This window comes from Corallococcus terminator (assembly GCF_049194865.1).
In the GTDB taxonomy this organism is placed as follows: Bacteria; Myxococcota; Myxococcia; order Myxococcales; family Myxococcaceae; genus Myxococcus; species Myxococcus terminator_A.
The window spans coordinates 1-24,458 of the sequence record NZ_JBLZWL010000145.1; the positions used below are offsets into that span (position 1 = coordinate 1).

The 24,458-nt window shown below is 67.8% G+C and carries 21 protein-coding genes; 9 read left to right on the plus strand and 12 right to left on the minus strand.

The window, feature by feature from the left end:
• Positions 1 to 622 (minus strand): MSCRAMM family protein (locus ACN469_RS43160; RefSeq protein ID WP_498778192.1); only part of this gene is annotated, 622 nt, incomplete at its 3' end.
• A 198-nt stretch (positions 623 to 820) separates the two neighbouring features.
• Between ACN469_RS43160 and ACN469_RS43165 the strand changes: the two genes are divergently transcribed.
• On the plus strand, positions 821 to 1,963 hold the full coding sequence (locus ACN469_RS43165; protein WP_498778194.1) for a mannosyltransferase family protein: 1,143 nt from the start codon (positions 821 to 823) through the stop codon (positions 1,961 to 1,963).
• A 114-nt stretch (positions 1,964 to 2,077) separates the two neighbouring features.
• On the opposite strand, the gene ACN469_RS43170 is transcribed toward ACN469_RS43165, so the two are convergent.
• From ACN469_RS43170 to ACN469_RS43205, 8 genes are all read right to left on the minus strand, one after another.
• Positions 2,078 to 2,407, minus strand: coding sequence for a hypothetical protein (locus ACN469_RS43170; protein WP_498778195.1), 330 nt, complete (start codon positions 2,405 to 2,407; stop codon positions 2,078 to 2,080).
• A gap of 28 nt (positions 2,408 to 2,435) precedes the next feature.
• Positions 2,436 to 2,714, minus strand: a complete 279-nt coding sequence (locus ACN469_RS43175; RefSeq protein WP_498778197.1) for a hypothetical protein — start codon at positions 2,712 to 2,714, stop codon at positions 2,436 to 2,438.
• 378 nt (positions 2,715 to 3,092) lie between these two features.
• On the minus strand, positions 3,093 to 4,973 hold the full coding sequence (locus ACN469_RS43180; RefSeq protein ID WP_498778198.1) for a Vps62-related protein: 1,881 nt from the start codon (positions 4,971 to 4,973) through the stop codon (positions 3,093 to 3,095).
• Positions 4,974 to 5,058: 85 nt separating this feature from the next.
• Entirely contained in the window at positions 5,059 to 5,736 is a 678-nt protein-coding gene (locus tag ACN469_RS43185) for a hypothetical protein (RefSeq protein WP_498778200.1), read from the minus strand.
• Positions 5,736 to 6,866 carry a hypothetical protein gene (locus tag ACN469_RS43190; RefSeq protein ID WP_498778202.1) on the minus strand — a complete coding sequence of 377 codons (1,131 nt, stop codon included), beginning with the start codon at positions 6,864 to 6,866 and terminating at the stop codon, positions 5,736 to 5,738. The genes ACN469_RS43185 and ACN469_RS43190 overlap by 1 nt, the downstream gene beginning before the upstream one ends.
• A gap of 33 nt (positions 6,867 to 6,899) precedes the next feature.
• Positions 6,900 to 8,000 (minus strand): hypothetical protein, encoded by a 1,101-nt coding sequence (locus tag ACN469_RS43195; protein WP_498778204.1) that lies wholly within the window; start codon positions 7,998 to 8,000, stop codon positions 6,900 to 6,902.
• Positions 7,997 to 9,247: a glycosyltransferase family 2 protein gene (locus ACN469_RS43200; RefSeq protein ID WP_498778205.1), complete on the minus strand. Its 1,251-nt coding sequence runs from the start codon at positions 9,245 to 9,247 to the stop codon at positions 7,997 to 7,999. The genes ACN469_RS43195 and ACN469_RS43200 overlap by 4 nt, the downstream gene beginning before the upstream one ends.
• 242 nt (positions 9,248 to 9,489) lie before the next feature.
• On the minus strand, positions 9,490 to 10,704 hold the full coding sequence (locus ACN469_RS43205; RefSeq protein WP_498778207.1) for a phosphatase domain-containing protein: 1,215 nt from the start codon (positions 10,702 to 10,704) through the stop codon (positions 9,490 to 9,492).
• Positions 10,705 to 10,787: 83 nt separating this feature from the next.
• Here ACN469_RS43205 and ACN469_RS43210 point away from each other — a divergent pair, with 83 nt between their 5' ends.
• The gene (locus ACN469_RS43210; RefSeq protein ID WP_498778208.1) at positions 10,788 to 11,564 is read left to right on the plus strand and encodes a 4'-phosphopantetheinyl transferase family protein; all 777 of its coding nucleotides are present in this window, start codon (positions 10,788 to 10,790) and stop codon (positions 11,562 to 11,564) included.
• Positions 11,565 to 11,567: 3 nt separating this feature from the next.
• Here the strand turns inward: ACN469_RS43210 and ACN469_RS43215 are convergent, their stop codons facing one another.
• Entirely contained in the window at positions 11,568 to 12,353 is a 786-nt protein-coding gene (locus ACN469_RS43215; RefSeq protein WP_498778210.1) for a thioesterase II family protein, read from the minus strand.
• Positions 12,354 to 12,516: 163 nt separating this feature from the next.
• On the opposite strand from ACN469_RS43215, the gene cysD reads away from it, so the two are divergent.
• The 3 genes from cysD to cysC are packed head-to-tail and all read left to right on the plus strand — an operon-like array spanning position 12,517 to position 15,243.
• A complete protein-coding gene (gene cysD, locus ACN469_RS43220; RefSeq protein WP_498778212.1) occupies positions 12,517 to 13,422 on the plus strand; it encodes a sulfate adenylyltransferase subunit CysD in 906 nt (301 codons plus the stop codon).
• Positions 13,422 to 14,678, plus strand: coding sequence for a sulfate adenylyltransferase subunit 1 (locus ACN469_RS43225; RefSeq protein ID WP_498778214.1), 1,257 nt, complete (start codon positions 13,422 to 13,424; stop codon positions 14,676 to 14,678). Before cysD ends, ACN469_RS43225 begins: the two co-directional genes overlap by 1 nt.
• A 7-nt stretch (positions 14,679 to 14,685) precedes the next feature.
• Entirely contained in the window at positions 14,686 to 15,243 is a 558-nt protein-coding gene (cysC, locus tag ACN469_RS43230) for an adenylyl-sulfate kinase (protein WP_498778215.1), read from the plus strand.
• Here cysC and ACN469_RS43235 read toward each other — a convergent pair.
• Positions 15,240 to 16,826 carry an MBL fold metallo-hydrolase gene (locus tag ACN469_RS43235; RefSeq protein ID WP_498778217.1) on the minus strand — a complete coding sequence of 529 codons (1,587 nt, stop codon included), beginning with the start codon at positions 16,824 to 16,826 and terminating at the stop codon, positions 15,240 to 15,242. The two genes, cysC and ACN469_RS43235, sit on opposite strands and share 4 nt — an antisense overlap.
• A gap of 225 nt (positions 16,827 to 17,051) precedes the next feature.
• Here ACN469_RS43235 and ACN469_RS43240 point away from each other — a divergent pair, with 225 nt between their 5' ends.
• The 4 genes from ACN469_RS43240 to ACN469_RS43255 all read left to right on the plus strand — a co-directional run bounded on the left by ACN469_RS43240 (position 17,052) and on the right by ACN469_RS43255 (position 23,572).
• A complete protein-coding gene (locus ACN469_RS43240; RefSeq protein ID WP_498778219.1) occupies positions 17,052 to 18,254 on the plus strand; it encodes an aminotransferase-like domain-containing protein in 1,203 nt (400 codons plus the stop codon).
• Between the two features lie 377 nt (positions 18,255 to 18,631).
• Positions 18,632 to 20,083 carry a hypothetical protein gene (locus ACN469_RS43245; RefSeq protein WP_498778221.1) on the plus strand — a complete coding sequence of 484 codons (1,452 nt, stop codon included), beginning with the start codon at positions 18,632 to 18,634 and terminating at the stop codon, positions 20,081 to 20,083.
• On the plus strand, positions 20,073 to 22,241 hold the full coding sequence (locus tag ACN469_RS43250) for a hypothetical protein (RefSeq protein ID WP_498778222.1): 2,169 nt from the start codon (positions 20,073 to 20,075) through the stop codon (positions 22,239 to 22,241). Before ACN469_RS43245 ends, ACN469_RS43250 begins: the two co-directional genes overlap by 11 nt.
• Positions 22,238 to 23,572, plus strand: coding sequence for a hypothetical protein (locus ACN469_RS43255; RefSeq protein WP_498778224.1), 1,335 nt, complete (start codon positions 22,238 to 22,240; stop codon positions 23,570 to 23,572). Before ACN469_RS43250 ends, ACN469_RS43255 begins: the two co-directional genes overlap by 4 nt.
• A 92-nt stretch (positions 23,573 to 23,664) precedes the next feature.
• Here the strand turns inward: ACN469_RS43255 and ACN469_RS43260 are convergent, their stop codons facing one another.
• On the minus strand, positions 23,665 to 24,303 hold the full coding sequence (locus ACN469_RS43260; protein WP_498778226.1) for a glutathione S-transferase family protein: 639 nt from the start codon (positions 24,301 to 24,303) through the stop codon (positions 23,665 to 23,667).
• Between the last annotated feature and the right edge of the window lie 155 nt (positions 24,304 to 24,458).

The following is a 24,458-nucleotide window of genomic DNA, read 5'->3' on the forward strand; positions in this document are numbered from 1 at the left end:
AGAAGGGATGGATGTCATTGGAGCCCGGTCGCACGCCCTCCAGGCGGTAGCGCCCCTGGGCGTCTGTGATGGACTGGAGGGGCATCCGGCCTTGCGAATAGGCCATCAAGCGCACTCCCTGGGCAGGCGTCCCATCGGGCTGGAAGACGGTGCCGATGACGGCGGCGTCATCAGGGGTCGGGGGCAGCGAGAGCTGAGCGGTGATGCTTCCTCCGGCGACGAGCCCCAGCTCCAGTGAGCAGTCTTCCCCGTGGCCCGCGCCGCGCGCGCACAGGTGGAAGATGCCCGGGGTCGCACTGGGAATGCGGGCGATGCCCTCTTCATCCGTCGTCGCCGACTCCAGGGGCTGGTCCAGGTGGACGGGCCTCCGGATGATGGCGACCGTGGCGCCCGCGAGGGGGCGCTGGTCCTGGGCGGAGACGACGCGGACCTCCGCGAGGCCCATCCCATTGAGCGTGGGCGGTGTCATGGGCGCACGCGGCCTGGGTGGGGACGGCTTCGGTGCGGGCGGCCGGATGTCGGGCTCGCTGGAGATGGGCGTGAGCGCGGCCGAGGGAGGCGGTGGGGCGGCACGCGGCACCACCCATTGCTGGCGCAGCAGCGCGGCGAGCCCGAGTGCCATCACGACTCCCGCGGTCGCGACCCATCCAGCCTTTGCACGCATGGTGTGGACCTCCCTGGGGCCTCGCGCCACGCAGGCTGGGCGAGGGGGGTGGAGAGTAGCATTCCAGGTCATGCCACGGCAGCGAGGGGCGCTGTGAAGGACGCGGGACTAGGGTAGGGTGCCCGCCCTTCTCGCACCTCTGGATTCAGCCACCGCATGTCCACCGAAGTTCCTGTTTCAGAGGCCCCGCTCCGGATATCGCTGGGAGCGCGGCTGCGAGCGCTAGGGGCGGAGCTGGCGTTTCCCGTGGCGCTCTTCTTCATCAGCCGGCTGGCGCTGTTGCTGCTCGCGCGCGTGTCGCTCGTGTTCGACAACAGGCTTCACCGCGCGCCCTTCCAGCAGCCGAACCTCGCGGGGCTGGATGCGTTCTGCCGGTGGGACTGTGGTTGGTACACGGAGATTGCCCAGCAGGGCTATGCGAGGCCCCAGGCCACCAACTTCTTCCCGCTCCTGCCGATGCTGGGGCGGCTGGTGCGAGACACCACGGGCCTGAGCATCCAGGTCTCACTGGTGCTGGTGGCCAACATCGCCGGGCTGCTGGGGCTCATCGTCCTGTATCGGCTGTTTCGCGTGCTGGAGGGCGAGGACACGGCCCGCGTCTCGCTGTTGCTCTTCACCGCGTATCCCTTCGCCTTCTTCCAGTCCGCGGGCTACCCCGAGTCCTGGATGGTGTTCCTCACCGCGCTCGCGCTGCTCTTGAGCTTGCGAGGGCGGCACTGGTGGGCGGCGGTCGCGCTGGGCTTCGGCGGACTGGCGCGTCACCTGTCGCTGGTGGCGGGCCTGTCCCTCTTGTTCCAGCAGCTTCGCTCGCGAGGGGGTGGGCTGAAGGCGTGGTTCCACCGCGACATGCTCGCGCTGGCGATTCCGTTGGTGATGACCTCGCTCTACTTCGTCTTCCTCTGGCGGAAGTTCGGCGACCCGCAGATCTGGTGGAAGGTACGAGGGGGCGAGTGGGCGGGAGCCTGGGCGGGGCTGGCGACCTGGTGGAAGGGCGACTGGGCGCCCGAGGTCACCCTCTACGTGACGCTCTCCTTCATCCCCGGCGTGGGGGCCCTCCTGCTCACGGCGCGCAGGCGCTGGTGGACGCTGGCAGCCTTTGGCCTGCCGTTGATGCTGGTGCTGTGGACGGTGGGGCTGGTGGGCCTGGGGCGCTACAGCGCGGCCGTGTGGCCCGCCTTCCTGCCCCTGGGCGCCTGGCTCAGCCGGCACCCCGCGCTGCGAGGGCCCGTGGTGCTCGGCTGTGCGTTGTTTCAGGGCATGCTCGTCTTCCTCTTCGTCCACGCGTACCCTATCAATTGATGCTCGACTCGCCGTATTCCAGGGCGTCTATCCGCACTTGTGCGACTTCGTGGTCGTAGCGAAGTCGCTTCTGGAACCGCCCGTCGTCACGCGTGGGCTTGAATCAGACAGGGTCTAGCACTCATCCCACTTCTTGCCCGCGTAGGCCAGGCCACGCTGCTTGCAGTAGTACTTCCCGTAGTTCAGGCAGTTTCCATACTCGACGTTCCGGAAGGGACCCCTCCACACCGTGTCGGTCGAGCAGTAGACGAAGCAGCAGGCTTTGAGCTCTCCCACGGGAGTGTCTTCGTTGAAGACAGTTTCGTCCTGCCCGATATACTCCTCGGGAATGGCGGTTGGCGCAGGGCTGTCACCATCGAGCGGCTCGTTCGCTGTGCCACCGCAGGCCAGGAGGAGGGTGGCCGCCAGGGAAAGCAGCCATGCATTCTTGAATTGGATCTTCATGGGCGTGTCCTTGAGTGATTGAAGAGGACTAGCATTTCTTCCAGCCATAGGTCTGATAGACGAGTCCCTTCTGCTGGCACTTGTACTTCCCGTACTGATGGCAATTGTTGTATTGAACGGACGGGTAGGGGCCATACCAGTTATCTGAACACTTGATGTGGCAGCAGATGGCGCTACTTCCAACCTCCCCCTGGACCGCCTCTTCATCCTCGGCGCCGAGGTACTCAGACGGGATGGCCTCCGACGAGTCGCTGTCCTGGGGCTGCGTCTCTTCCTGGGGAGCGCCACCACAACCCACGGCAATCACTGCTCCAAGTGCAAGCAGGCACAGACCTCTGAGACTGTTCTTCATGGGAACCTCTTCGAAGGCTCTGGGGGCCGATGCGGAGACCGCGAGCCGGTGTCTCCCAGAGGGTTTATCTTCATTGAGGTTAATAAGGTCTAGCCTGATTTGCCTGTTTTGTGTGCGGGTTGGACAGTCGTGACTGTGTGGCGTGGAAAAAGAGTCAGACGCATGTGCGGAACGGATGGTGCGATTGATTGGATGGGAGATGAATGGGAATGGCAATCGCGCGGGGTGTTCCAAGGTTGTCGGAAGCATGCCCTGGAGCGCCATATAGGAACGAGGAGGCTCTTCGGGGAAGAGCCCCTGATGGGCCATGTCTTCCTGCAGTGCACCGGCAGGTCAGTCGAGGGGCAGGAAGTCTGGCCGGGACGCGCTCTTGGACATGGGGCCGGTGGGCCCGTCGTTGAGGATGCACTCGCCCGCGATGGGCTCGGAGACGTCGCAGCCCGACTTCGGGTTGCCCCAGCGCTCGGTGCGGTTCAGCCAGGACAGGCTCCCCTCGAAGGTGCCCGGCGTGCGCCAGTCGAAGGGCACCAGCGCGCTCCACGTGTCCCAGGCGATGCCTCGGCCAGTGTCATCCGCCAGGAAGTCGCCGTTGGGCAGGTTCCGGTAGATGTGCCGCGCGGCATCCGCGTAGACGCCGTGCGAACCCTGGGCGGAGAAGAGCTCCGGTCGCCAGCCCAAGAGTCCCAGGCCCTTGTCGCCATAGGTGAACGTCTGCCCGCTGGCGTGCTGGCTCAGGTAGACCTGCGACGGGCGGCCCTCCACGAAGCGCACCGTGGCGTGCTCCCAGTCCCCCACGTGGTTGCCAAAGGTGGAGTAGCCCCCCACGCAGCCCCAGGGCGAGTACCAGCCGATGCAGACACGCTTGCCATTGTTGTACGGATAGAACATCCAATACACCACGTCAGTGGTGGACGTGGGCAGGCCATTCACGGTGCGGGTGATGAGCTCCGCATAGACAGGCACCGGCGTCTGATTGGGCCGCTGTCCATCCAGGAACTGCGGGTCCGTGCAGGAGTCACAGCCCAGCGCCTGGTTCGTCACCTGATGGCCGCCCTCCACGTGCACGTTGGCCAGGTGGAACTCCGTGGAGGAGGGGAAGTAGGCCTCGTTCGGGTGCATCCACACGCGAGGGGCGAAGGCCGCCGCCGTGGCCGCGCTCACGGGCAGCCCCTGAAGCTCCGGGTGCGCCGTCGCGCTCTTGTTGATGGACCAGTAGCGGCTGCCTCCCGTGTCGGAGTGACTGGGACGCGCGACGAAGGTGGTGGCGGGCAGTCCCCGGTGGTCCCGGGCCTGTGGCTGCCAGAGCCCCACGTCGTTGTTCGCGCCGGAGCCGCTGTCATTCCAGACGGCGCCTGGATTGGCGGCCACCACGTACTCGCTCTTGAGGCAGCGGATGAGGTCCGTGGAGGGCTTGCCGTATCCCAGCACTCCCACCGCGCCCAGACAGGTGTAGCCAGCGGGCGCGAGGGGCTCCCAGAACGAGCCATCATGGGTGCCGCCAGAGCCCTTGTCGTCCCAGACCCAGACGTAGTCCACGGGCCGCGCGAGCAGGTCTCCCTCGCCCTGCACCACGAGCGCCGTCGAGGGCGCGGGGCCACCGCCGCCGTTGGGCATCATGACATCGCCCAGCGAGTAGTAGCCCGGAGCCTGGGCGAGGTTGGGACGCCAGATGGAGACGTCGTCGTTCGAGCCCGTGCCGCTGTCGTCGTAGATCCACTGGAAGGTCGACACGGGCTTGAGGAGCAGGCGCTGGCTGAAGCGCAGCGGCGCCCTGTCGGAGACGAGGGTGAGGTCCGCGCTCTGGCCCGGTGAGGCGGTCGCCGCGACGAGCTTGTACGTGCCGGGGGCCAGGGAGACGGAGAGCCGCGCCCCCAGGTTGCCCGCGCTGTTGTCATCCTCGGCGAGCACGTTGCCGCTCGCGTCGAGGAGATAGAGGTAGGCGTCCACGGGCGAGGTGAGGGTGAACGTCAACGTCGCCGTGGGGCCCGCGTGGTCGACGACGAAGGTGCGGTTGCCGGGATGAGTGGGGCTCCGGCCCCCCGAGCCAAGCCAGCGCCCATATACGGTGTTGCCCTGGAGTCCCGCGAGGGACGCCTCCGTATCGCGGAGCGCTGTGTCTTCCACGGCCTCCAGCGAACCGCCACATCCCAGCGCGCCCAGTCCCAGCGATGACAACACGAGCCAGCGGAGTGAACCCAGACGTCCAGCGAGCATACGGGCCTCTTCATGTCCCTGCGTGGACGCGCAGGATGCCCTCAAGTCTCTTCAAGACACCAGTGTGACGTCTGGATGGAATGCGTCAGCGTGGGGGGAGCCCGAGCTGGAACGTCAGCCGCACGTTGTCCGAGCGCAGTCCCACCGGACCCTCGAGCGCGAGGGCCTCGGGTGGAAGGTCGCCTTCCCAGGTCAGCACGTCGTCCGTCCACACGCGCAACGTCACGCCGCGCAGCTCCACGCGCAGGGTGTGCTCCTCGTCCCAGCCAGGCGCGCTCACCGCGCTGCGTCGGAAGGGGGCCACGGTGACATAGCCCCGGTTGCCGCAGTCGCTGCTCTGGTGCTGGTCGGGATTGCGCTTGTAGTTGACGACGACGCCTGCCTTCGGAGCGAAGCGCCACATCACATACAGCACGTTGCAGCCGTCGAGCGCGCGCAGCTTGAGGCCCACCTGCTGGCGCTGCGCGCCGGACTGCAAGGCTCGCTGCTCTCCACTGGGCCCTCGGGGCAGGAAGCGCAGCTCGGCGCGTGAGGCCCTGTTCGTGCCGGGCACGACGGCGCGCAGGCGAGCCCCGTCCACGTCGATTCGTCCATCGGTCCGTTCGCGCGGCGAGCCCTGCGTCACCTTCCACTTCGACAAGGGCACCGGGGCGAGCGTCGTCACACGTTCCTTCGTCGGCGGAGGTCGCTCCCACCCGAGGCCCATCAGCGCGCCCAAGCCCAGACAGGCCACGAGGACTCGGCTCCGGGCCACGGTGGGCATCAGGGACGCGTCGTCCCGAGGAACGCCGTGAGCGCCTCCACGTGGGCCGTCAGGTAGGCCTGCTCAGCGCGCAGCCGCGCCAGCTCCAGCAGGAGGTAGTCTCGGAACCGGCGTATCTCTCGCGTCTGGAGCGCCTCCACCTCGCGGAGCTGGCCCTCCAAATCCGTCACGAGCGACGACACCTCCCGCAGCCGCGACTCCTCCATGCGGTGTCGCGAGCGCAGCTCCACCAGCAGCTCGGAGACCTGTTGGTGCACGCCCTCCACCTCGTGCAGCGTCGAGCGGCGGCGACCGTCGCGCGCGCGGGCATTGGCCTTGCCCTGCCACAGGTGGCCCAGGTCATACGTCAGCATCACCTGCCCGAAGAGGGGGACGTCCTGGTCCAGGTCGAAGACCTCGTCGTAGCCGCCGCGAATGCTCAGCTCCCAGGCCTTGGCCCGGCGCAGACTCCCGGCGGCGACCTCCATCGCGTCATCCGCCGCGCGCAGCTCCGCCAGCAGGGACTCCAGCCGCTGGCCCGGAGGAAACGCGGGACGCGCCGCCAGCCGCTCTCGCGCCAGCGTCGTGTCGGTGCTCAGCGAGCGCAGGTTGTCCAGCCGCACCTGCATCGCGTTGAGTTCTTCCAGCGTCGCCCGGCCGTCCCGGAGGTCATCGCGCAGGGCCGTGACGAGCGCCTCCGCGCGGGGCAGGGCGTCCTGGAGCACGCGGGCCCGCGCCTCCAGCGCGGAGTCCTCACCCAGTCCGGAGCCCTGCCTCACCGCGGTCAGGAGCATGGAGAGGGCCTGGTGACGCCGACAGTCGGCCGCCGCGCGTCGGTGAATCTTGCTGCTCCGGTACAGGCCCACGAAGTCGTAGCTCAGGCCCGCCGTCACTCGCAGCTTGGGCTTGCCCAGCGGGAGGCCGCCCTCGGCCTCGCCGGTGTTCACCGCGCCGAAGCTGCCGAACACCTCCGGGGCCAGCTCCAGCGCGGCCTCCGCGTCGCCCAGACCTCCCACCCAGTCGCAGTAGCCGGCCGCGCGGTCCTCCACGCGGACGTCGGGTGGGGATGGCGCGGCGGGCGACTGCGCGAGGGCCGCCGGGCTTCGCGCGGCGAGCAACAGCAACACGCCGCAAGTGAGAGTCTTCCGCATGGGGCTTCTCCACGTTTTCATGGGCGCGTGCACTCACAGCACCAGCGGTGCGCGACCCAGGTGCAGCAGGTCCTCTCGCGCCGACGCGGAGTCGTTGAGCTTCACCTCCACCATCACCCCGCGCAGCATGTGCTGACGGATGGGGTGTTTGATGGAGACCTCGCCCTCCAGCACCCGGCCCACCACGCCCACCTCGCGGCACCAGACGACCTTCGCGGCGCACGCGAAGAGGGGCGTGCCCACGGCCGCGTTGTTCAGGTTCTCGTACGGCACGAAGGCCACCGTCAGGTCCTTCTCGATGGCGCGCAGATAGGGAGAGGCTCGCAGCGACGCGATGAGCGCCTCGTAGCGCTGGGACACGTCGTCGAGCGCCTTCAGGTCATGCTCCAGGCTGCGCAGCGTCGCCTCCGCGCGTCCCTGCTCCAGCACCGAGTGCGTGTACTCACGCTCCAGGAGCAGCACGTCCGGAGTGATTCCCGCGGGCGTGCCATCCTTGCCCATGCCGTCATGCACCGCCGTCAACCCGGCCAGCTCCCGTTGGAGCGAGTCCACTCGCGTGTCCAGGTCCACGGTGGTCTGCGCGAGGTTCAGGTTGCTCTGCGCGAGCTGCGCCAGGTGGTGGTTGATGGTGAGCTTGTCCTCCTGCTGGAGCAGCCGCGCTCCATACATCGCGTCCGTGCGCACGCGGGACAGCCCCGCGTAGGCGCGGTTGGACTTGAGGATCTCCTCCCGGGCCCGGCTGTACTCGTGGCGCAGCGAGGCCAGTCGCTTCGCGACGCGGTCCTTGGATGCGCGCTCACCGCGCAGGGCCACGAGGAAGCGCTGCTGGAAGGCCCGCTCCGCGGACACGGTGCGCTCCGCGTCCTCGATGCGGTTCTCCACCGCGCGTCGCTCCGCGACGACATGGTCCCTGGCTGACGTCTGCGCCGCGAGCTGGGTGTTCAGTGAGAGGATTTGCGGGTCCGTGGGAGACACCACGGTGGGCGTCACCCAGCCATGGCTCAGCAGGAAGAAGCCCTGGACCGCAAGGAAGGACACCAGCGCCGCCAGGATGAGCCCCAGGAGCACCGAGCCCAGGAGCTTGTACGTGGACACGGCGACGGCATTGATGCGATTCGCGATGCGTTGATTCATGGAGAGCCCTCTCCGGCGGGGTTGGGCGGCAAGCCACCGCGGTCTTCAGCGGTGGAAGGCACCTGGGCGGCGCTGGGACTGCCTCGGGTCTCCCAGCTCCCCGAGTCCAGTGTCAGCAGCGCCAGCGGTGTGAAGAGCGCGTACGTCACCGGCATCAGCAGGGCCATGGGCAGGAAGCACGCCCCATGCACCCGTCGGTCCTCGGGCAGGTGCCGAGTCTCCAGCCGGTAGATGATTCCCAGCAGTCCGATGACCAGGAAGTGGAACGAGAGGATGTCCAGGAACTCCCCGGTGAGGACGTTGTGGACGATGACGACGGGGTAGGCGAGCAGCAGCACGAGCTGGGACACGTAGTGGACGGTGATGACCGGATGCAGGCGCCACGCGTGTGACAGGCCGCCGAGCAGGTCGACGAGGTTGGAGCGCCGCCACCGGAGCTGCTGCGAGAAGTAGCTGGCCAGCGTCGCGGGCGCGGCGGTGAAGCAGAACGCGTCCAGCGTGTAGACCGTTTCATAGTCGTGCTTGACGATCTGCCGCGTGAGGAACCGGTCCTCGCCGTACTTGATGGGCACGCCCGCGATGGAGCGCGCCTCCAGGATGGGCTCCAGCTCCAGGAGCACGTGTCGGCGATACGCGGTGAGGCAGCCGGACAGACACATCACCTGTCGGAAGCTGCGCTCCAAATCCTTCAGCCACTGCTGGGCGAAGTGGAACTTGATCTCCACCATGCGCGTCAGCCAGTTCTGGTGGCGGTTCGTCACGAAGGTGCGACCGCCCACTGCGGCGATGCGAGGACTGACGAAGCGGCGGACGAGGTTGCGCACCGCGGACCGGTCCACGATGACGTCCGAGTCCACCGAGACGATGATCTCCGCGTCGACCGCGGCCTGGACGCCCCGGTTGATGCCCTTGCGCTTGCCCAGGTTCTCCGGGTTGCGCATGACCATGACGTTGGCGTGGCCCTCCGCGGCCTTCATCGCCCACGCGTAGCTGTCATCCTTGGAGCAGTCGTCCACCACCACGATTTGCAGCAGCTCGCTGGGGTAGTCCTGCTCCAGCAGGCTGCGGACGGCGTGGAAGATGCCTTTCCCCTCGTTGAAGAGGGGGATGACGATGGCGACACGAGGCCGGTACGTGTCGTCCGCGCGGTCGATGCTGGGCCCGCGCAGGCGCCGCAGGAACGGACCGAGGATGTAGCGGTTCATCAAGACGACGATGAACAGCAGATGGATGGGAAAGAGCTCCATCAGGTCCCGTCCCCACTCACGCCGCCACCCCTTCCCCATGGCGGCATCGACGCCGCCCCCGTTTCTCCCGTGAGGGAGCGGTGGGAAAGTTGGCGGGGAGAGGGCTCGCGCCAACTGCCCCGAGGGACGGAGGAGGGGAAATGCTCACCCAGCCGTCATCGCGCGCCCGGTGCCGTCCGGAACCCGTCAGCCTCCGGGCCCCGAGGGCACCCCGGACTTCGCATGCGCGACGTCCAGGCGGGTCAGTGCGCCGCGGGAGGCGACGGCGACGTCAGCGCGTCCGCGCGCTGCAAGTCCCGGAGCAGCTCCGCCTTGCGGGCATCTCGCTGGGCCGCGGAGGTGAAGGCGATGCCCTCCATCGACTCGCGCGCGGCGAGGGCCACCCGCGCCAGCCCGTCGCGGGAGATGAGGCCCAGCGCGAAGGCCTCCAGCGCGGCGCCCACATAGGTGTCGAAGAAGTGGATGCGCTTCTCGCGCCAGGCGCGGCGGGCGGTCTCCGGGGTGTCCACCACGTCATGGATGAACACGGCGTGGACGGCCTGCGGAGCGGCGGTGAGCATCTTGTCGCCGAACTCCACGTCGCCCTGGCCGCTGTCGCCCACGAAGACGAAGCCGTACTCCGGGAAGACGCGCACGTAGCGCTGGAAGTTGTCGAACTTCTTCGCGGCGATGCGGGAGTTGCCCAGCAGGTGGGTGAGGCTGCCGGAGAGCACGACGTGGGGCGGGACGCCGTGCTTCTTCAGGGTATCGAACGTCAGGTTCTCCACCGCGCCCAGCGGGTCCATGGGCCGCGCGGTGACGAACGTCAGGTCGCCCTCGCGGCCGGGGATGAGGCCGGGCCCGCGGTCCAGCTCCGCGTAGAAGGCGAGCACGCCCGGGTACACCGTCTTGGACGGGTAGCGCGTGTCCTTGAGGTTGGCGAAGAAGGTGTCGTCGATGTCGCTGAGGACCTTGTTCTCCCCGCTGGGCGCCGCCTCACCCTCGCGGTGGATGTGCGAGAGGATCTCCTCCCGCAGCGCCGGGTCGTCCACGTCGTCGAAGAGGAGCTTCTCCAGGTCCTGGTGGTTGTTGCCGGCGTCGAGCAGGTTCTTGAACGCGGTCAGCTCGCGGCCGTGCACGCTCAGGAACATGTCGCGCAGCGCTCGCTCGGCGGTGGTGGGCGTGCCTCCGCGCTGGAGCGCCGTCACCAGGCTGGCGCGCACCGGCAGGGCCAGCTGTGGGGCGCGCTCCCGGCAGAGCATCGTCAAGAGGGCGGTGTGGTGGTCGGGCCCGAAGATGCGGTCATCCAGGTCCCCGAGCAGGGACTCGAGGTCGACGTTGGCCAGGAGGTAGTTCAGCTCGGCGGCGGTGGCGTCCCGCAGGAGGTCCAGGATGCGACGCTCCTCGCTGGTGTCGGTGTGGCCGGCCATGAGCGTGCGCAGCGTCTCCAGCTTCTTCGTCGCGGCGTGCGGATCCATGTTTCTCCCCCCGTTCCGGCGCGAGGCCGGTCTTGGACCTCCGAGCCTACGCGGGGTGCCGTCCGCCGTGGTAGAGGAGAGGCATGTCGACTGTCGTGGGTCCGCTGGAGCTTCGTCCGGACGAAGTCCATGTGTGGATTGTCGAGCCCGAGCGCATCCTGGAACCCAGGCTCCTGGAGGCCTATTGGGGGCTCCTGGACGCAGGGGAGCGCGAGAAGCAGAAGCGCTTCCGCTTCGAGCGGCACCAGAAGCAATACCTGGTGAGTCACGCGCTGGTGCGGCTGACGCTGTCGCGCTACGCGCCGGTGGCACCCTCGGCGTGGAGCTTCTCGACCAACGCGTACGGGAGGCCGGAGGTGCGGGGCGAGTGGGGCGCGCACCTGCGCTTCAACCTGTCGCACACCGACGGCATGGCGCTGGTGGCGGTGGGACTGGACGCGGAGCTGGGCGCGGACGTGGAGGACGCGGAGCGTCACGGTGAGACGGTGGAGATCGCCGACCACTTCTTCGCCAAGCCGGAGGTCGCCGCGCTCCGGGCCCTCCCGGCGGCCGAGCAGCGCGGGCGCTTCTTCGAGTACTGGACGCTCAAGGAGTCCTACATCAAGGCGCGCGGCGCGGGGCTGTCCCTGCCGCTGGACCAGTTCGCCTTCCACCTGGAGGCCGGCAAGGAGCCGCGCATCTCCTTCGATGCGCGGATGGTGGACTCGCCGGAGACGTGGCGCTTCATGCAGCTGCGCCCGTCCGCGCGGCACCAGGCCGCCGTGGCGATGCGGGGGGCCAAGGAGCGGCCCTTCCGCGTGAGCTGGCGGTTCACCGTGCCGCTGGAGTCGGACGGGCCGCCTCGTGTCGAGGAGGCCTGAGCCTCAGGCCGGAGCGGCCATCCACCGCGTGAGGTCTTCGCGGAGGGCGGCGAGAATGGCGTCCTGCTGCTTGCGGATGAAGAAGTGGCCGCCCTCGAAGTGGCGGATGCGGAAGTCGGGGCTGCGCGTCTCCTCGCGCCACGTCTCCAGGCGCGCGAGCGACACGTGCTTGTCCTCGTTGCCGCCCATGACGGAGATGGGCACGTCGAGCTTCACGGGGACGGGGCCGTTCTCCCACCACGCCAGCGCGAAGTCCGCGCGCAGGGTGGGCACCAGCAGCTCCAGCAGCTCACGGTGCTGGAGGATCTCCTCCGGCGTGCCGTCGTAGCGGCGCAGCTCGTTGATGAAGTCCTCCTGCGGCAGGTGGTGGATGGGCTTGCGGTCCGTCTCGCGGGGCGCGCCGGACGCGGCCAGGACGATGCCTCGGGGCAGCGGCCCGTTGCGCGCCTGCAGCCGTCGGGTCAGCTCCAGGGAGATGCGCGAGCCCATGCTGTAGCCGAAGAAGGCGAACGGCTTGTCCAGCAACGGAGCGAGCACCGGCAGCAGCACGTCCATCAGCGCGGACATGTTGTCGATGGGCTTCTCCATCAGCCGCCGCTCACGGCCGGGGAGCTGCACCGCGCACAGCTCCACGCCTGGCGGCAGGCCTCCCTGCCAGCCGCTGTAGATGGACGCGCTGCCTCCGGCGAACGGCAGGCAGAACAGCCGCAGGCGAGGGTCGGGAAGAGGCTTCCGGGAGGGAAACCAACGTTCGGGAGAGTTCAGGTTCGGGGTGGGCGCACTGGGCATGTCGGTATGGTTCTGTCGCACAGCCGAGGAAAACGGGTCAAGGCCTCGGCACTTCGAGCAGGTTGAAGACTTCCACCCAGCATACAGGACTGGCTGACTGCGCTCGGAATCCGTGAATGAGTGGACTGGCAGGGCTCCTGCCGAGGCGTGCTAGCGTTTTCTGGTGAGCTACGAGCTGTCGCACCTGGACGCCCTGGAGGCGGAGTCGGTCTTCATCATCCGGGAGGTGGTCGCCGAGCTGGACAGCCCGGTGCTGCTGTTCTCCGGGGGCAAGGACTCCGCGGTGATGCTGCACCTGGCGGTGAAGGCCTTCGCGCCCGCGCCGCTGCCCTTCCCGCTGATGCACGTGGACACGGGGCACAACTTCCCTGAAGTGCTCCAGTACCGTGACGCGCGCGTGGCGGAGCTGGGCGCGCGGCTGCACGTGGCGTCCGTGCAGGAGGCCATCGACGGGGGCCGGGTGGCGGAGGAGAAGGGGCCGCGCGCCTCGCGCAACCGCGCGCAGACGGTGCCGCTGTTGGAGGCGATTGAAAAGCACCGCTTCAACGCCGTCTTCGGCGGCGCGCGCCGCGACGAGGAGAAGGCGCGCGCGAAGGAGCGGGTGTTCTCGTTCCGCGACGAGTTCGGTCAGTGGGACCCGAAGAACCAGCGCCCGGAGCTGTGGAACCTCTACAACGGCCGCCACCGTCGGGGGGAGCACCTGCGCGTCTTCCCGCTGTCGAACTGGACGGAGCTGGACGTGTGGCAGTACATCGCGCGGGAAGGCGTGGCGCTGCCCTCCATCTACTTCAGCCATCGGCGCGAGGTGTTCCGGCGGGACGGCATGTTGATGGCGTGGTCGCCCTACCTGCCGCTCTTGCCGGGCGAGGAGGTCTCCACGGCGTCGGTGCGCTTCCGCACGGTGGGCGACATGACGTGCACCGCGTGCCTGGAGTCCGGCGCCGTCACGGTGTCGGAGGTCATCACCGAGATTGTCGCCTCGCGTGTCACCGAGCGGGGCGCGAGCCGGGCGGACGACAAGTTCAGCGAGACGGCGATGGAAGACCGCAAGCGCGAGGGGTACTTCTAGTGGAACTGCTTCGTTTCGCGACCGCGGGCTCCGTCGATGACGGCAAGAGCACCCTCATCGGCAGGTTGCTCCATGACACCCGCTCGATTCTGGAGGACCAGCTCGCCGCTGTGGAGCGCACCAGCCGCGCGCGAGGGGACGAGTACGTCAACCTGGCGCTCCTGCTGGACGGCCTGAAGGCCGAGCGCGAGCAGGGCATCACCATCGACGTGGCGTACCGGTACTTCGCCACGGCGCAGCGCAAGTTCATCATCGCGGACACGCCGGGGCACCTTCAGTACACGCGCAACATGGTGACGGGCGCGTCCACGGCGGACCTGGCGCTCATCCTGGTGGACGCGCGCAAGGGCGTGCTGGAGCAGACGCGGCGCCATGCGTTCCTGGCCTCGCTCTTGCGCGTGCCGCACCTGGTGCTGTGCGTGAACAAGATGGACCTGGTGGGCTTCGACGTGGCCGTCTTCGAGCGCATCCGCGAGGAGTTCCGCCAGTTCTCGATGAAGCTCGACGTGGCGGACCTGTCGTTCATCCCCATCTCCGCGCTGGGCGGGGACAACGTGGTGACGCGCTCGGAGCGGATGCCCTGGTACCAGGGGTCCACGCTGCTGCACCACCTGGAGAACGTGCACATCGCGTCGGACCGCAACCTCATCCACGTGCGCTTCCCCGTGCAGAGCGTCATCCGGCCCATGTCGTCGAAGTTCCCGGACTATCGCGCGTACGCGGGGCAGGTGCTGGGCGGTGTGCTGCGGCCGGGCGACGAGGTCATGGCGCTCCCCTCCGGCTTCACCACGCGCATCCGCGAGCTGGACCTTGCGGGGAAGGCGCTGGCGCAGGCGTTCCCGCCCATGTCCGTGAATGTCTCGCTGGCCGACGAGCTGGATATCAGCCGGGGCGACATGCTGTGCCGGCCGGGCAATCCGCCCATGATGGGGCAGGACCTGGATGCGATGGTGTGCTGGCTGGCGGAGGGGGTGTCACTCCAGCCAGGCGCCCGGTTCGCGCTCAAGCACACCACGCGCTCGGCGCGGGCCCAGGTGAAGCAGCTCCACTACCGGCTGGATGTGAATACGCTGAGCCGGGACGAGACGAGTCCCCGGCTCGCGCTCAACGAGATTGGCCGGGTGACGTTGCGCACCACGGTGCCGCTCTTCTTCGACGAGTACCGCCGCAACCGCCACACGGGCAGCTTCATCCTCATTGACGAAGCCACGAACGCGACGGTGGGGGCCGGGATGATCAACGGCCCCGCTGTCTGAGGTGCGCATGAATCGGCAAGGCTCCGGGTTCATCCTCTGGCTGACGGGCATGTCCGGCGCGGGCAAGAGCACGCTCTCGCGAGCGCTGCGCTCGAAGCTGGAGCCGCTGCGTCCGGTGGAGGTGATGGACGGCGACGAGGTGCGCACCTGGCTGACTCGCGGACTGGGCTTCACTCGGGAGGACCGCGAGGAGAACGTCCGGCGCATCGGCCACGTGGCCCGGCTCCTGGCCCGGCACGGCGTGGGCGTCATCGTCGCGGCGATTTCGCCCTACCGGAGCTCGCGCGCGGAGGTGCGGGGGTTGGCCGAGGAGGCGGGGCTGCCCTTCGTGGAGGTCTACATCGAGGCGCCGCTGGACGCGCTCATCGCTCGCGACGTGAAGGGGCTCTACAAGAAGGCGCTCGCGGGGGAACTGCAACACTTCACCGGGGTGTCGGACCCATACGAGGCCCCCGAGGCCCCCGAAGTCACGGTCCGCTCGGACTCGGAGGCGGTGGAGGTGGGGCTGGAGCGCGTGCTGGCCGCGCTCCAGGCCCGGGGCCTCTTGGCGACGCGCGCCGCCTAGAGCACGCGCTCCATGCGCACGTAGGGCCGCTCGGCCTGCATGCCCTTGGAGCGGCAGTGGTCGATGAACTTGTTCGACTCGATGAGCTGCGGAGTCGTCTCGTTGTAGACGAGGATCATCACGTGGCGCAGCCAGGGCTCCTGGCCCATGGCGTAGACGTAGACCTCCTTGGGCGTCAGGTGGTTGGTGATCTCCATGGCGCGGTTGCAGTCGGAGCCGTTGAGGCGCCGCGCCTGGTCCATCTTCCGAGGCAGCGGGTTGGACAACAGCGGGCCGTACATCCAGCTCATCGGGCCGCCCTCGCACTCCATGCCGAGGAACAGGATGTCGATGGGGCCGATGATCTCGCGCAGGTGCTGATACATGCGCGGCTCAATCGCGTTGGAGTCCGCCGCCATCAGGATGGACTTGCCACCGATGCGCACCAGGTGGGCCGTCTTGGCCTGGATGGACAGGTCGCTGTGCTCGCCGAGGAAGGGCAGGCCGGTGATGGAGCCGCCGGGGATGGTGATCTCCTGGAGGTCGTCGATCTCCACCACGTTCTTGAAGCCCGTGTGGTGGAGCATCAGCCGCAGGGACGGGTCCGCCAGCGAGTTGCCGTTGTTGCGCGGGACGATGATGGTGCCCACGCGGTGACGCAGCTGGAGCAGCGTCTCCATCATCAGGTGGTCGGCGTGGCCGTGGGTCAGGACGACGTAGTCCACGTGCTCGGGCAGGTCCGCGTGCGTGTAGCGCGGCAGGTCCGTGGGGAACTCGTAGCTGATGACGGGGTCGGTGAGGATGCTGACCTCCTTCGTCTCCAGCAGCACGCAGGCGTGGCCGAAGTAGCGCACCCGCACGCCCTCGCCGTCGTAGCGAGGCGCCTTGCGAGGCACGACGTCCGTGAAGAGGTCGGCGAACGCCGCGGCGGCCGAGGACGGCACGCCGAGCATCTCCGCCACCTGTCCCGGTGAGCCCGGGGTGTGGCGCATGCGGAACAGTGCGTCCAGGCCCTCGTGGCGGTAGGGCACCTTGAGGTGGACGGGCATGTCCTCCTCGAGGCGCGGCGTGCTGAAGATGTACGGGCGCCAGTCGCCGTCCACCTGCATCAGCGTCACGCTCTGCGCGGACTCTTGATAGAAGCGGCTCTTGTACAGGAGCGGCTCGATGTAGCGCGCGCTGGCGCGGTTGCTGAGGTCATACGTGAGCTCCACGTAGCCGCGCAGCAGGTCCGGCACCTTGGGGTAGAGCGCCTCCAGGGAGCCGCCGTTGTTCGGAGCCATCAGCTGCTCCAGCTCGGCCACCGCCTTGGTGTACGCGAGCATGTGCGCCTGTTCCTTCTGGTTCCGCTCCAGCAGCTCCTTCACCTTGGCCGCGCGCGCGGTGGGGTGGTTGATGAACGGACCGCCCATCAACATCGGGTTCTTCAGCGCGGCCACGTGCACGTCGGGGTTGGCGACGAAGGACTGCATCAGCTTCTGGTGCAGGTTCGTGACGAACAGCGGCGCGGTGGCGGGAGACAGCAGGTACCACCAGGCGTACCACTGGTTGTACAGTGGCTCGAGCGCCACGTTGGGCTTGAGGTACATCGGTCGGTCCAGCATCGGGTTCTCCAGGCGAGCGTCGATTATCTGGGACGACGTGGAGACAGGGAAGCCCCTGTTGACGATCGCCTGCCTGCTGGAGGCGTGGGGTAGGGCCCTCGGTACACACGGGGAGTCTCTCCCTGTCGCGGCTGTTCACCCTGGGGGCTTTCCCCTGCGCTACGATTGCGGCGGACTTTCAAGGGTGCGCATGTTTTGCGCGTCGAAGTCCGGAGGTATCTCCCCGTGACGGCATCTTTGACCTCCTCCGAGTTGCCGCTGGCGTCCTGGGCCCGGCGCCTGGCGCCCTCGGCCATCCAGGACATGTTGCAGAAGATCACCCGGCCCGGCGTGTTCTCGCTGGCGCTGGGGCTCCCCGCCGCGGAGCTGTTTCCCACGCAGGGCATGGCGGAGGCGGCGGCGCGGGTGCTGGCGGAGCAGGTGGGGGCGTTGCAGTACTCGGCGACGTTGGAGCCGCTGCGCGAGCAGGTGGTGGCGCTGATGGCGAAGCGCGGGGTGCGCTGCTCGACGAGTCAGGTGTTCCTGACGACGGGGGCGCAGCAGGGGATGAATCTGCTGACGCGACTCTTGCTGGAGCCAGGGCAGGCGGTGCTGCTGGAGGACCGGGTGTATTCGGGGTTCCAGCAGGTGCTGGACCCGTTCCAGGCGCGGCGGCTCACGGTGAAGCGGGATTCGCGGACGGGGTTGGATCTGGAGGGGGTGGAGGCGCTGCTTGAGTCGGGGGAGCGACCGGCGTTCATGTACACGATGAGCGACGGGCACAATCCGCTCGGGACGAGCCTCGCGATGGCGGAGCGGGAGCGCCTGGTGGAGCTGGCGCGGGAGTACCGCATGCCCATCATCGAGGATGATGCGTATGGGTTCCTGCACTACGAGCAGGGTGGGGCGCTGCCTCCACTGCGCTCGTTGGATGAGCAGTGGGTGTACTACGTCGGCTCGTTCTCGAAGATTCTCGCGCCGGCGTTGCGGGTGGGCTGGGTGGTGGTGCCAGAGGCGCTGGTGTTCAGGCTGGCGACGGTGAAGGAGTCGAGCGACATCGACACGGCGACCTTCACGCAGCGGATGGTGCTTGCGTTCCTGGAGTCGGGGAAGTTGGACGGGCACCTGGAGCGGCTGCGCGGGGAGTACCGGCTGCGGCGGGACACGCTGCTGCGGGCGCTGGAGGAGCACCTGCCGGACGGGGCTTCGTGGACGAAGCCCACGAGCGGAATGTTCGTCTGGGTGGAGCTGCCGGAGCGGTTCGACACCACGGTGTTGCTGGAGCGGGCGCTGGAGACGCAGCAGGTGGCGTTTCTTCCGGGGCAGGCTTTCGCGGTGAGCGGCGGAAGATCGGCGTCACATGGACTGCGATTGAACTTCTCGCACTGCGAGCCGGCGCGCATCGAGGAGGCAGTGCGGCGGTTGGGCACGGTGCTTCGGGCGGGCTGAGTGCGCCTCTGGGGCGGTGGGCTGGAAGAGCGCCACCACCCGCGCCCGGCGTCAGCTTCGGCTCGTTCAGCCCTGGCCTCTTTGCGTATTCCGGCCATGCCGATCAACGATTCCGGATGAAGGCGAACACCCGTTCCGGAGCATGCCGAACACCGGGCTGCGCGCCTGGGAGCAGGTCCGGCCTCACGCTGTCGGAGTGTGAGGCGGAGAGGCTGGCATGGTGCCGTGACGTGATGCCTCTGCCTGTGATCTGACGAAGTCGGGCTGTCGGCGACTCCTTCAATGCAATGCATTCGTCCGTGGCCCGGCGTCCTGTCGGACCGAACGTGGAACCTCTGTCCTTTTGGCCCCTGTGGGGGCCTTTTCTGGAGGCGTCGGTGTTCGTGCGTCGGAACTGGACTGCCGTGTTGCTGTTGCTCTTACCCGGAGCGGGGTTGGCGGAGGAGATTGTCGATCCCCAGGACGACGAAGAGGTGGACGTCCCCCGGACTGCCGAGCCGGAGGGGGACGTGCTGCTTGAGCCTCTCATTGCGGAGGAGGACGAGCGGGCCGAGGACAAGTCTTTGGTTCCAGCCACCCCCGGCTCGAACTCTCAATGGCTGAACCGGCTGAGCCTGGAGACCACGACCTGGACGTTGCTGCCCCGTCGCGGGGCCGGGAGGGACGAAGGCTTTCTGCAGGTGGCGCCGAGGTGGGTTGTGGACCGGCCAGGAATGTTCCACCTCGACCTGGGCGCCCCGGTACGGCTGCGGATGTGGGGTGGCGGGGATGGGGACGGCGTCGTCAGGACGGAGGATTGGGACACGCTGTCCGACTGGGGCCAATGGGTGCGAGCGCTGACGGTGGGAGGCGACGCGCCGAACTTCGTGTGGGCAGGCGCGCTGGAGTCCTACACGCTGCTGTCCGGGCACCTGGTGCGCCGCTACAACAACCGGGGCAACCCGGACTACCACCCCGTCGGGTTGGTGGTGACGGGCATGCTGAGGCCCTTGTATGTGGAGGCCTTCGCTTCGGACGTGCTGGGCGCGCGGCTGCTGGGGGCGGAAGTCGCCCTGGACATTCGGCACCTCCTCTTCGGCCCGGCTCCGCATCCGTTCCAATACATGGTGTCGCTGTCGGCGGTGCATGACTGGGGGAAGGCCGGAGGGACGTTGGAGCCCGTGACGCTGGCCCACGTGGATGGGACGGCCATCCTCGTCCGGCGCGGAAACGACGAAGGCGGCTTCGAGCTGCAGTTGAATGGGGGGTGGGGCGGGCGCCCTGGCGAGGACGGTGCGTGGGGCGCGGTCGCGGGGATGGGCGCGGAGTACATGTCCTCGAGGATGGACCTGCGAGCGCGTCTGGAAGGGCGCCTCCAGCGCGGAGGCTTCCGTCAGGGTGCCTTCGGCCCGGACTACGAGTTGGCGCGCTTCCAGGTGGCGGGGCCGGCCGCCCTGCCGCAGGCGGACGCGCCCTTTCCGGACGGGTTCTCGGCCCACGGCGAGGTGATTCTCACTTGGGACGCGGAGGGCTTGGGCGTGTTGGGGCAGCGCCACTTCCGCCTGACGTTGGGGACCGAGGTTTTCAACTGGGGCCGGGCGGACGTGGACGGCCAACTGGAGGTGCAGGTTCTCCACCGGAACCTCACCGTGGCGGTGGGCGGGTTGGCGGTGGGCGCGGGCCAGCCGGGAGCGCGCTACCTCGCCTCGGGCGAGGCGCGGTGGCGCTTCCTGGGAGGGACGCTGTATGCGGTGGGGCAGGGAGGCACGCTGCTGTTCCCGACGGCGGAAGGTACGCTGAAGCCTGGCGCCTTCGCTTCCGTGGGGCTGGGGATGGACCATGCGCGCTGAGCGGTGTTGGCTCGGCGAGTTCGGCCTCGTGCTGGGAGTGGCGCTCCTGGCCTCCGGGTGCGCCTCGTTGCCGGCGAGGCCGGGCCATGGGGAAGGCCTGGCCTTCAGGCCCTTCTCCGCGCCCTCCCAGGCGGTGGCGGGTGTGTCCCAGGAGGAGCAGTCAGGCTCCGCGGGTGGGCTGCCCGTGGCGGCGCCGATGGGCTTTCGACGCGGGCCTCTGGGGGCGACTGTCAGCAGGGAGGGAACACGAGCTTCGGGCGAGGAGCGCGGCGCCGTCGCCTGTGGTGGCAAGGCCGTGCCTTCGGGATGGCCCCACCTGGATTCCAGCCGAGAGGTGCTGGCGCCATTCCTGGCGTGTGCCTCGCCCGCGGAGTTCGTGGCCATGCAGCGCGGGGTGGACATGGCCGCGCTGGTGGCGTCCCTCGATGACTGGGACGCCGTCCGCCTGGGGGCCTGGGGGCCACTGGACGCGCGGGCGTCGGAAGCGCTCGTCCGCAAGCGCGCGGCCTTCCTCGTCACGGCCTCCGAGAAGTACGGCGTGCCGTATGCCGAGGTGCTCGCCCTCTTCGTTCTCCACTCGGCTTTCGACGACGAGCTGCGTGAGCTGGTGCGACTGCTCGCCCGCGACAAGCAGTTGGAGGAGACGCTGGGCGCAATGGCTGCCGTCCGCGAGGAGCTGACGCGGCGGGGCCAGGAACTGGATGGTTTTCCGGAGCGAGGAGAGCAGGCCCGCGACGTGCTGCGCGGGTTGGGGCGCGCGGGCCGGGACATGCTCTCCAGCACCTTGGTGAGTGGTGAGGCCCGGTACACGGAGCTCATGGCGCTGCGTGGACAGTTGCCACCGCCGTACCAGGCCGCCCTCGACGAAGTGCGGAAGGCGTTGATGGAGCGGCACTACGCGCCGGGAAGTGTCTCGGCCGGGGCGTTCGATTACCTGACCTTCGGCGTGCCGGTGGGCTTCTACCACCTGGCGGTGGGGACGGGGCACGGGGCGTACTCGCTGGCGCAGGGCAGGTACGAGCAGGCCACGCGCGAACTGGCGCCGGCCGCGTTGGCGGTGGCGCTGTACGCCGGGGGCAAGGGCGCTCGGGCATTGGTGGAGTCGCGCGGAGGGATGCGTCGGCTCCAACTGTCGGCGCTCGACGTGGATGGGATGAAGGCGCTGATGGCTCGCCTGGAGGAGCAGTTGGGCGTCAACGCCGCGCGAGACTTGCTGCGCTATCTCCAGGCGAGCCGCGAGGGCGCGCTGGTGGCCGCCGAGTGGGGCGAGGCGGGGCTGCTGGCGCTGTACGAGGCGCGCGGCAATCCATCGAAGGCGCAGGCGGTGCTGGCCGAGGCCAGTCGTGAGTCAGCCGGCCACGCGGCGACAAAGGGCGCGGCAGGGATGCGTGGTGGAGGCTCTGACCTCTCTGCGCGGAACGCCGGGGTGTCCGCCGCGGAGGCCGCGAAGACGAAGTTGCTTCAGGCGGAGCTGGAGTTCACGGGACCCCGCTTCCCGAAGGACGTGAAGCTGCTGAAGAAGCTTGCCCCGAAGCTGGATGCGCCACCGCCGGGAGTCGAGAAGGGGGCGGTGCTCTGGCAAGAGTACGTGGCCTACCGCAAGAGCCGGCTGAAGGAGCTTCAGTCCGGTGACGCCGTCAAGGGCCCCTTGAAGTGGGATGGCTACGAGGGGATGCGCGCCTACTATGCGCGGGGCATGGCCTTCGAGAAGACCATGGTCGCCATCCTTGAGGCGGACGCTGCCTTGCCCCGTGCACAGCGGCGCTGGCTTGGTGACTTCGACCAGCCGCGCATCGAGACGCATGTGGGCGTGGCGAAGGTGGACTTCCGATACGCCGACGTCCTCGTCATCGAAGAGCGCCCTCCACCGGGTCAGCCACCTCGGGTGGAGACGTTCAGCTTCAAGAGTCGTAACCTCGCTGCCTTGGGCGAAGATGCGCTGCCTGTACAGGTGAGTACGGACGCCAGTAACGCAATGAAGTACTACGGTGGAAAGTTGAAGATTCTTCGGGACGGTATGCGACAGCAGGCGGATGTTCGGAGGGTGCGCCTCGTCTACGAGGGCGGAGAACTTCTGCCCGACAACCGAGTTTCGCTGGATGGTGTGGTTGTAGGCACGCAGAGGTCGATTGAGGGCGTGGAGGTGCTGTTTCAATGAAAACGCTGACCTTGCATGACTTGGATAAGGTGAACAATCTTCGCTTCACCTTCGACGGGACCTATGACCCGAGGAATGGTCTGGAGCAAGCTGTTACGCCATTTCTGGAGTCTTTGGAGTCGTGTGCCGACGGGTGGATGCCGACAATCGTCAAGGCCAGCCGGACGCGCAAATACTCCCGAGCCGCAGTAGGTCGTGCGCTGGAAGAACGGCGCCAGGAGTACGGGACGATCATCGGACTGTTTCGGTCAGAAAATCCTGGCGTGTCATTGGTTCTCAATCTCGGGCCTGAGCGAGAACGGTCTGTCTTGAATATCAGTCTCAGTGTGCAGCCACTCACGTTCTTTGATGAAGTGGAGCGCTGTCGCAACTTCGTGCAAGTCGCTCGGGCCTGGGCCTCCCAGTATCCGGCGGACTATGCGGTGGCGCACAGCGATGCAGACATGCATCTCGCGAAATTCCCCTCCTTCGGTCGCGAAAAGGAGACGTGGATGCGAGATGGATTCGACAAGATTTATGAGCTGTTTTGGCTGAACATCTTCGGCCCGAAATTGGTGGAGTCCGTAGGTCGAGAGCGGATGCTCTCGACGCCTGCACACATTGTGGAGGAGCTTCCCAATGGCTCCGTTCTCCTGGTGCTGCGGCCCACTTCCGCCGACTTCGACAGCGAAGAGGCGCGTGTCGCGCAGGCCCTCGCCCATGTCCACCTGCGGCCGGACCACGATTTCGACACGGTGCTACGCACTCTGAAAGAGCGCAGTGCCGTATTCGTTCCCGTCGAGCCGCGCTTTAGTCCTGACGTGGCGCCGCTCCTGGCTCGACTTACGGACGATTCAGGTGTCGCCACGCGGCAGCGGAAGATTACCGAATTCAACTCCCTCCATCCGCCTGAGCCGGAGGAGTGGCTCCCGGTCGCATTGCCATCCGACGTAGAGAACCCGGAGCGTGTCCGCAGCCACTATGACGATCTGTCCGAGGGCCTCGTGGCGGTGCTTCACACGGATGTGCCCTCCATCATGAAGGAGACGCCTGAGTCTCTCACGGACCTCGACTTCCACTTCTGGACGAGCCACTTCCCCGAGCGGTACACGCGCGAGGTCCTCGACGGGCATTCGATACCGGCGTTAGGCGTCTATCTGGGGGACGTGCTGGTGCGGCGACTGGGAGGGACGTGGGTCCTGCGGCAGAAGATGGAAGAGTCACAGGTGCGCGTTGGCAATCGCGTCTGGCTGCCCTTCCTACGCGCACGTCGGTACATGCAGTCCCGCCAGTCGCTGTTGGAGTATTCGCTCACCCAGTTCTTCAGGGAGGCGGAGCGGTACCGGCACTGACTGGGGCGTAGTCGGACCTGACTGCGGGGCCTCGGCTTCCGCTCCGACGGTGATGATGAGCCAGGTCCTCCCCGAAGCGCCGCCCCCTGCTCTCAGCCCGCTTCGACGCGGTCGCAGTAGGCGTCGAACGTTCTCTTCCAGGCTGGGCGCGCGATGCAGCGCCTCTGGAAGGCGAGCAGGTTGGGATGGTCCTTGACGACACTCTCGTCGATGCCGGCGCCCAGCACATGCGTCATCAAGAGGTCCGCGACCGTGAACTCGTCGGTCGCGATGAACTCTCTGCCCGCGAGCCAGCCGTCGAGCTGCTTCAGGCGCATGGCCCCCCACTGGTGAAGCGCATCGCTTCCCGGAGTGCCCTTGCCGCCGTTCAGGTCGACGAACCACGCGCTCAAAATCGGAACTTCGATCGAATTCAGCGCCGCGACGCACCAGCGCAGCACCTGCGCTTCGCCGGCGAGGTCGCGCGGCATCAGCTTGCCGCTCTTGCGCGCGAGGTAGAGCAGGATCGCGCCCGACTCGGTGACGACCACGCCATCGTCGTCGATCACCGGAATCTGTCCGAACGGATTGAGCGCGCGATACGCGGGCGTATCGAGGTCGTGCCGAGGATGATCCATCCCCACGACCTCGTACGGCAGCCCCATTTCTTCCAGCGCCCACAGCACGCGCAGGTCGCGGGTCTTGCCGCGCGCCATCTTGTTCACTCGGGAGAAGCCATAGACCTTGAGCATGCGCGCATCCTACTTCGCGTGCGGATGGGTCGCGCAGGTCTCATTGGGTCGGTAGTCCGCCAGCGCTGGCGCCAAGACCAGATATCCCTGCCAGATGTGTCTGTTTGGCGGTTTTTCGTGTCTTTCTATTGCGCACACAGGGAGCCCGCACAAAG

Coding starts and splice junctions, on each gene's coding strand:
- ACN469_RS43165 (WP_498778194.1), top strand. CDS start 821: ATGTCCACCGAAGTTCCTGTTTCAGAGGCCCCGCTCCGGATATCGCTG.
- ACN469_RS43170 (WP_498778195.1), bottom strand. CDS start 2,407: ATGAAGATCCAATTCAAGAATGCATGGCTGCTTTCCCTGGCGGCCACC.
- ACN469_RS43180 (WP_498778198.1), bottom strand. CDS start 4,973: ATGCTCGCTGGACGTCTGGGTTCACTCCGCTGGCTCGTGTTGTCATCG.
- ACN469_RS43185 (WP_498778200.1), bottom strand. CDS start 5,736: ATGCCCACCGTGGCCCGGAGCCGAGTCCTCGTGGCCTGTCTGGGCTTG.
- ACN469_RS43190 (WP_498778202.1), bottom strand. CDS start 6,866: ATGCGGAAGACTCTCACTTGCGGCGTGTTGCTGTTGCTCGCCGCGCGA.
- ACN469_RS43195 (WP_498778204.1), bottom strand. CDS start 8,000: ATGAATCAACGCATCGCGAATCGCATCAATGCCGTCGCCGTGTCCACG.
- ACN469_RS43200 (WP_498778205.1), bottom strand. CDS start 9,247: ATGGAGCTCTTTCCCATCCATCTGCTGTTCATCGTCGTCTTGATGAAC.
- ACN469_RS43205 (WP_498778207.1), bottom strand. CDS start 10,704: ATGGATCCGCACGCCGCGACGAAGAAGCTGGAGACGCTGCGCACGCTC.
- ACN469_RS43210 (WP_498778208.1), top strand. CDS start 10,788: ATGTCGACTGTCGTGGGTCCGCTGGAGCTTCGTCCGGACGAAGTCCAT.
- ACN469_RS43215 (WP_498778210.1), bottom strand. CDS start 12,353: ATGCCCAGTGCGCCCACCCCGAACCTGAACTCTCCCGAACGTTGGTTT.
- cysC (WP_498778215.1), top strand. CDS start 14,686: ATGAATCGGCAAGGCTCCGGGTTCATCCTCTGGCTGACGGGCATGTCC.
- ACN469_RS43235 (WP_498778217.1), bottom strand. CDS start 16,826: ATGCTGGACCGACCGATGTACCTCAAGCCCAACGTGGCGCTCGAGCCA.
- ACN469_RS43250 (WP_498778222.1), top strand. CDS start 20,073: ATGCGCGCTGAGCGGTGTTGGCTCGGCGAGTTCGGCCTCGTGCTGGGA.
- ACN469_RS43255 (WP_498778224.1), top strand. CDS start 22,238: ATGAAAACGCTGACCTTGCATGACTTGGATAAGGTGAACAATCTTCGC.
- ACN469_RS43260 (WP_498778226.1), bottom strand. CDS start 24,303: ATGCTCAAGGTCTATGGCTTCTCCCGAGTGAACAAGATGGCGCGCGGC.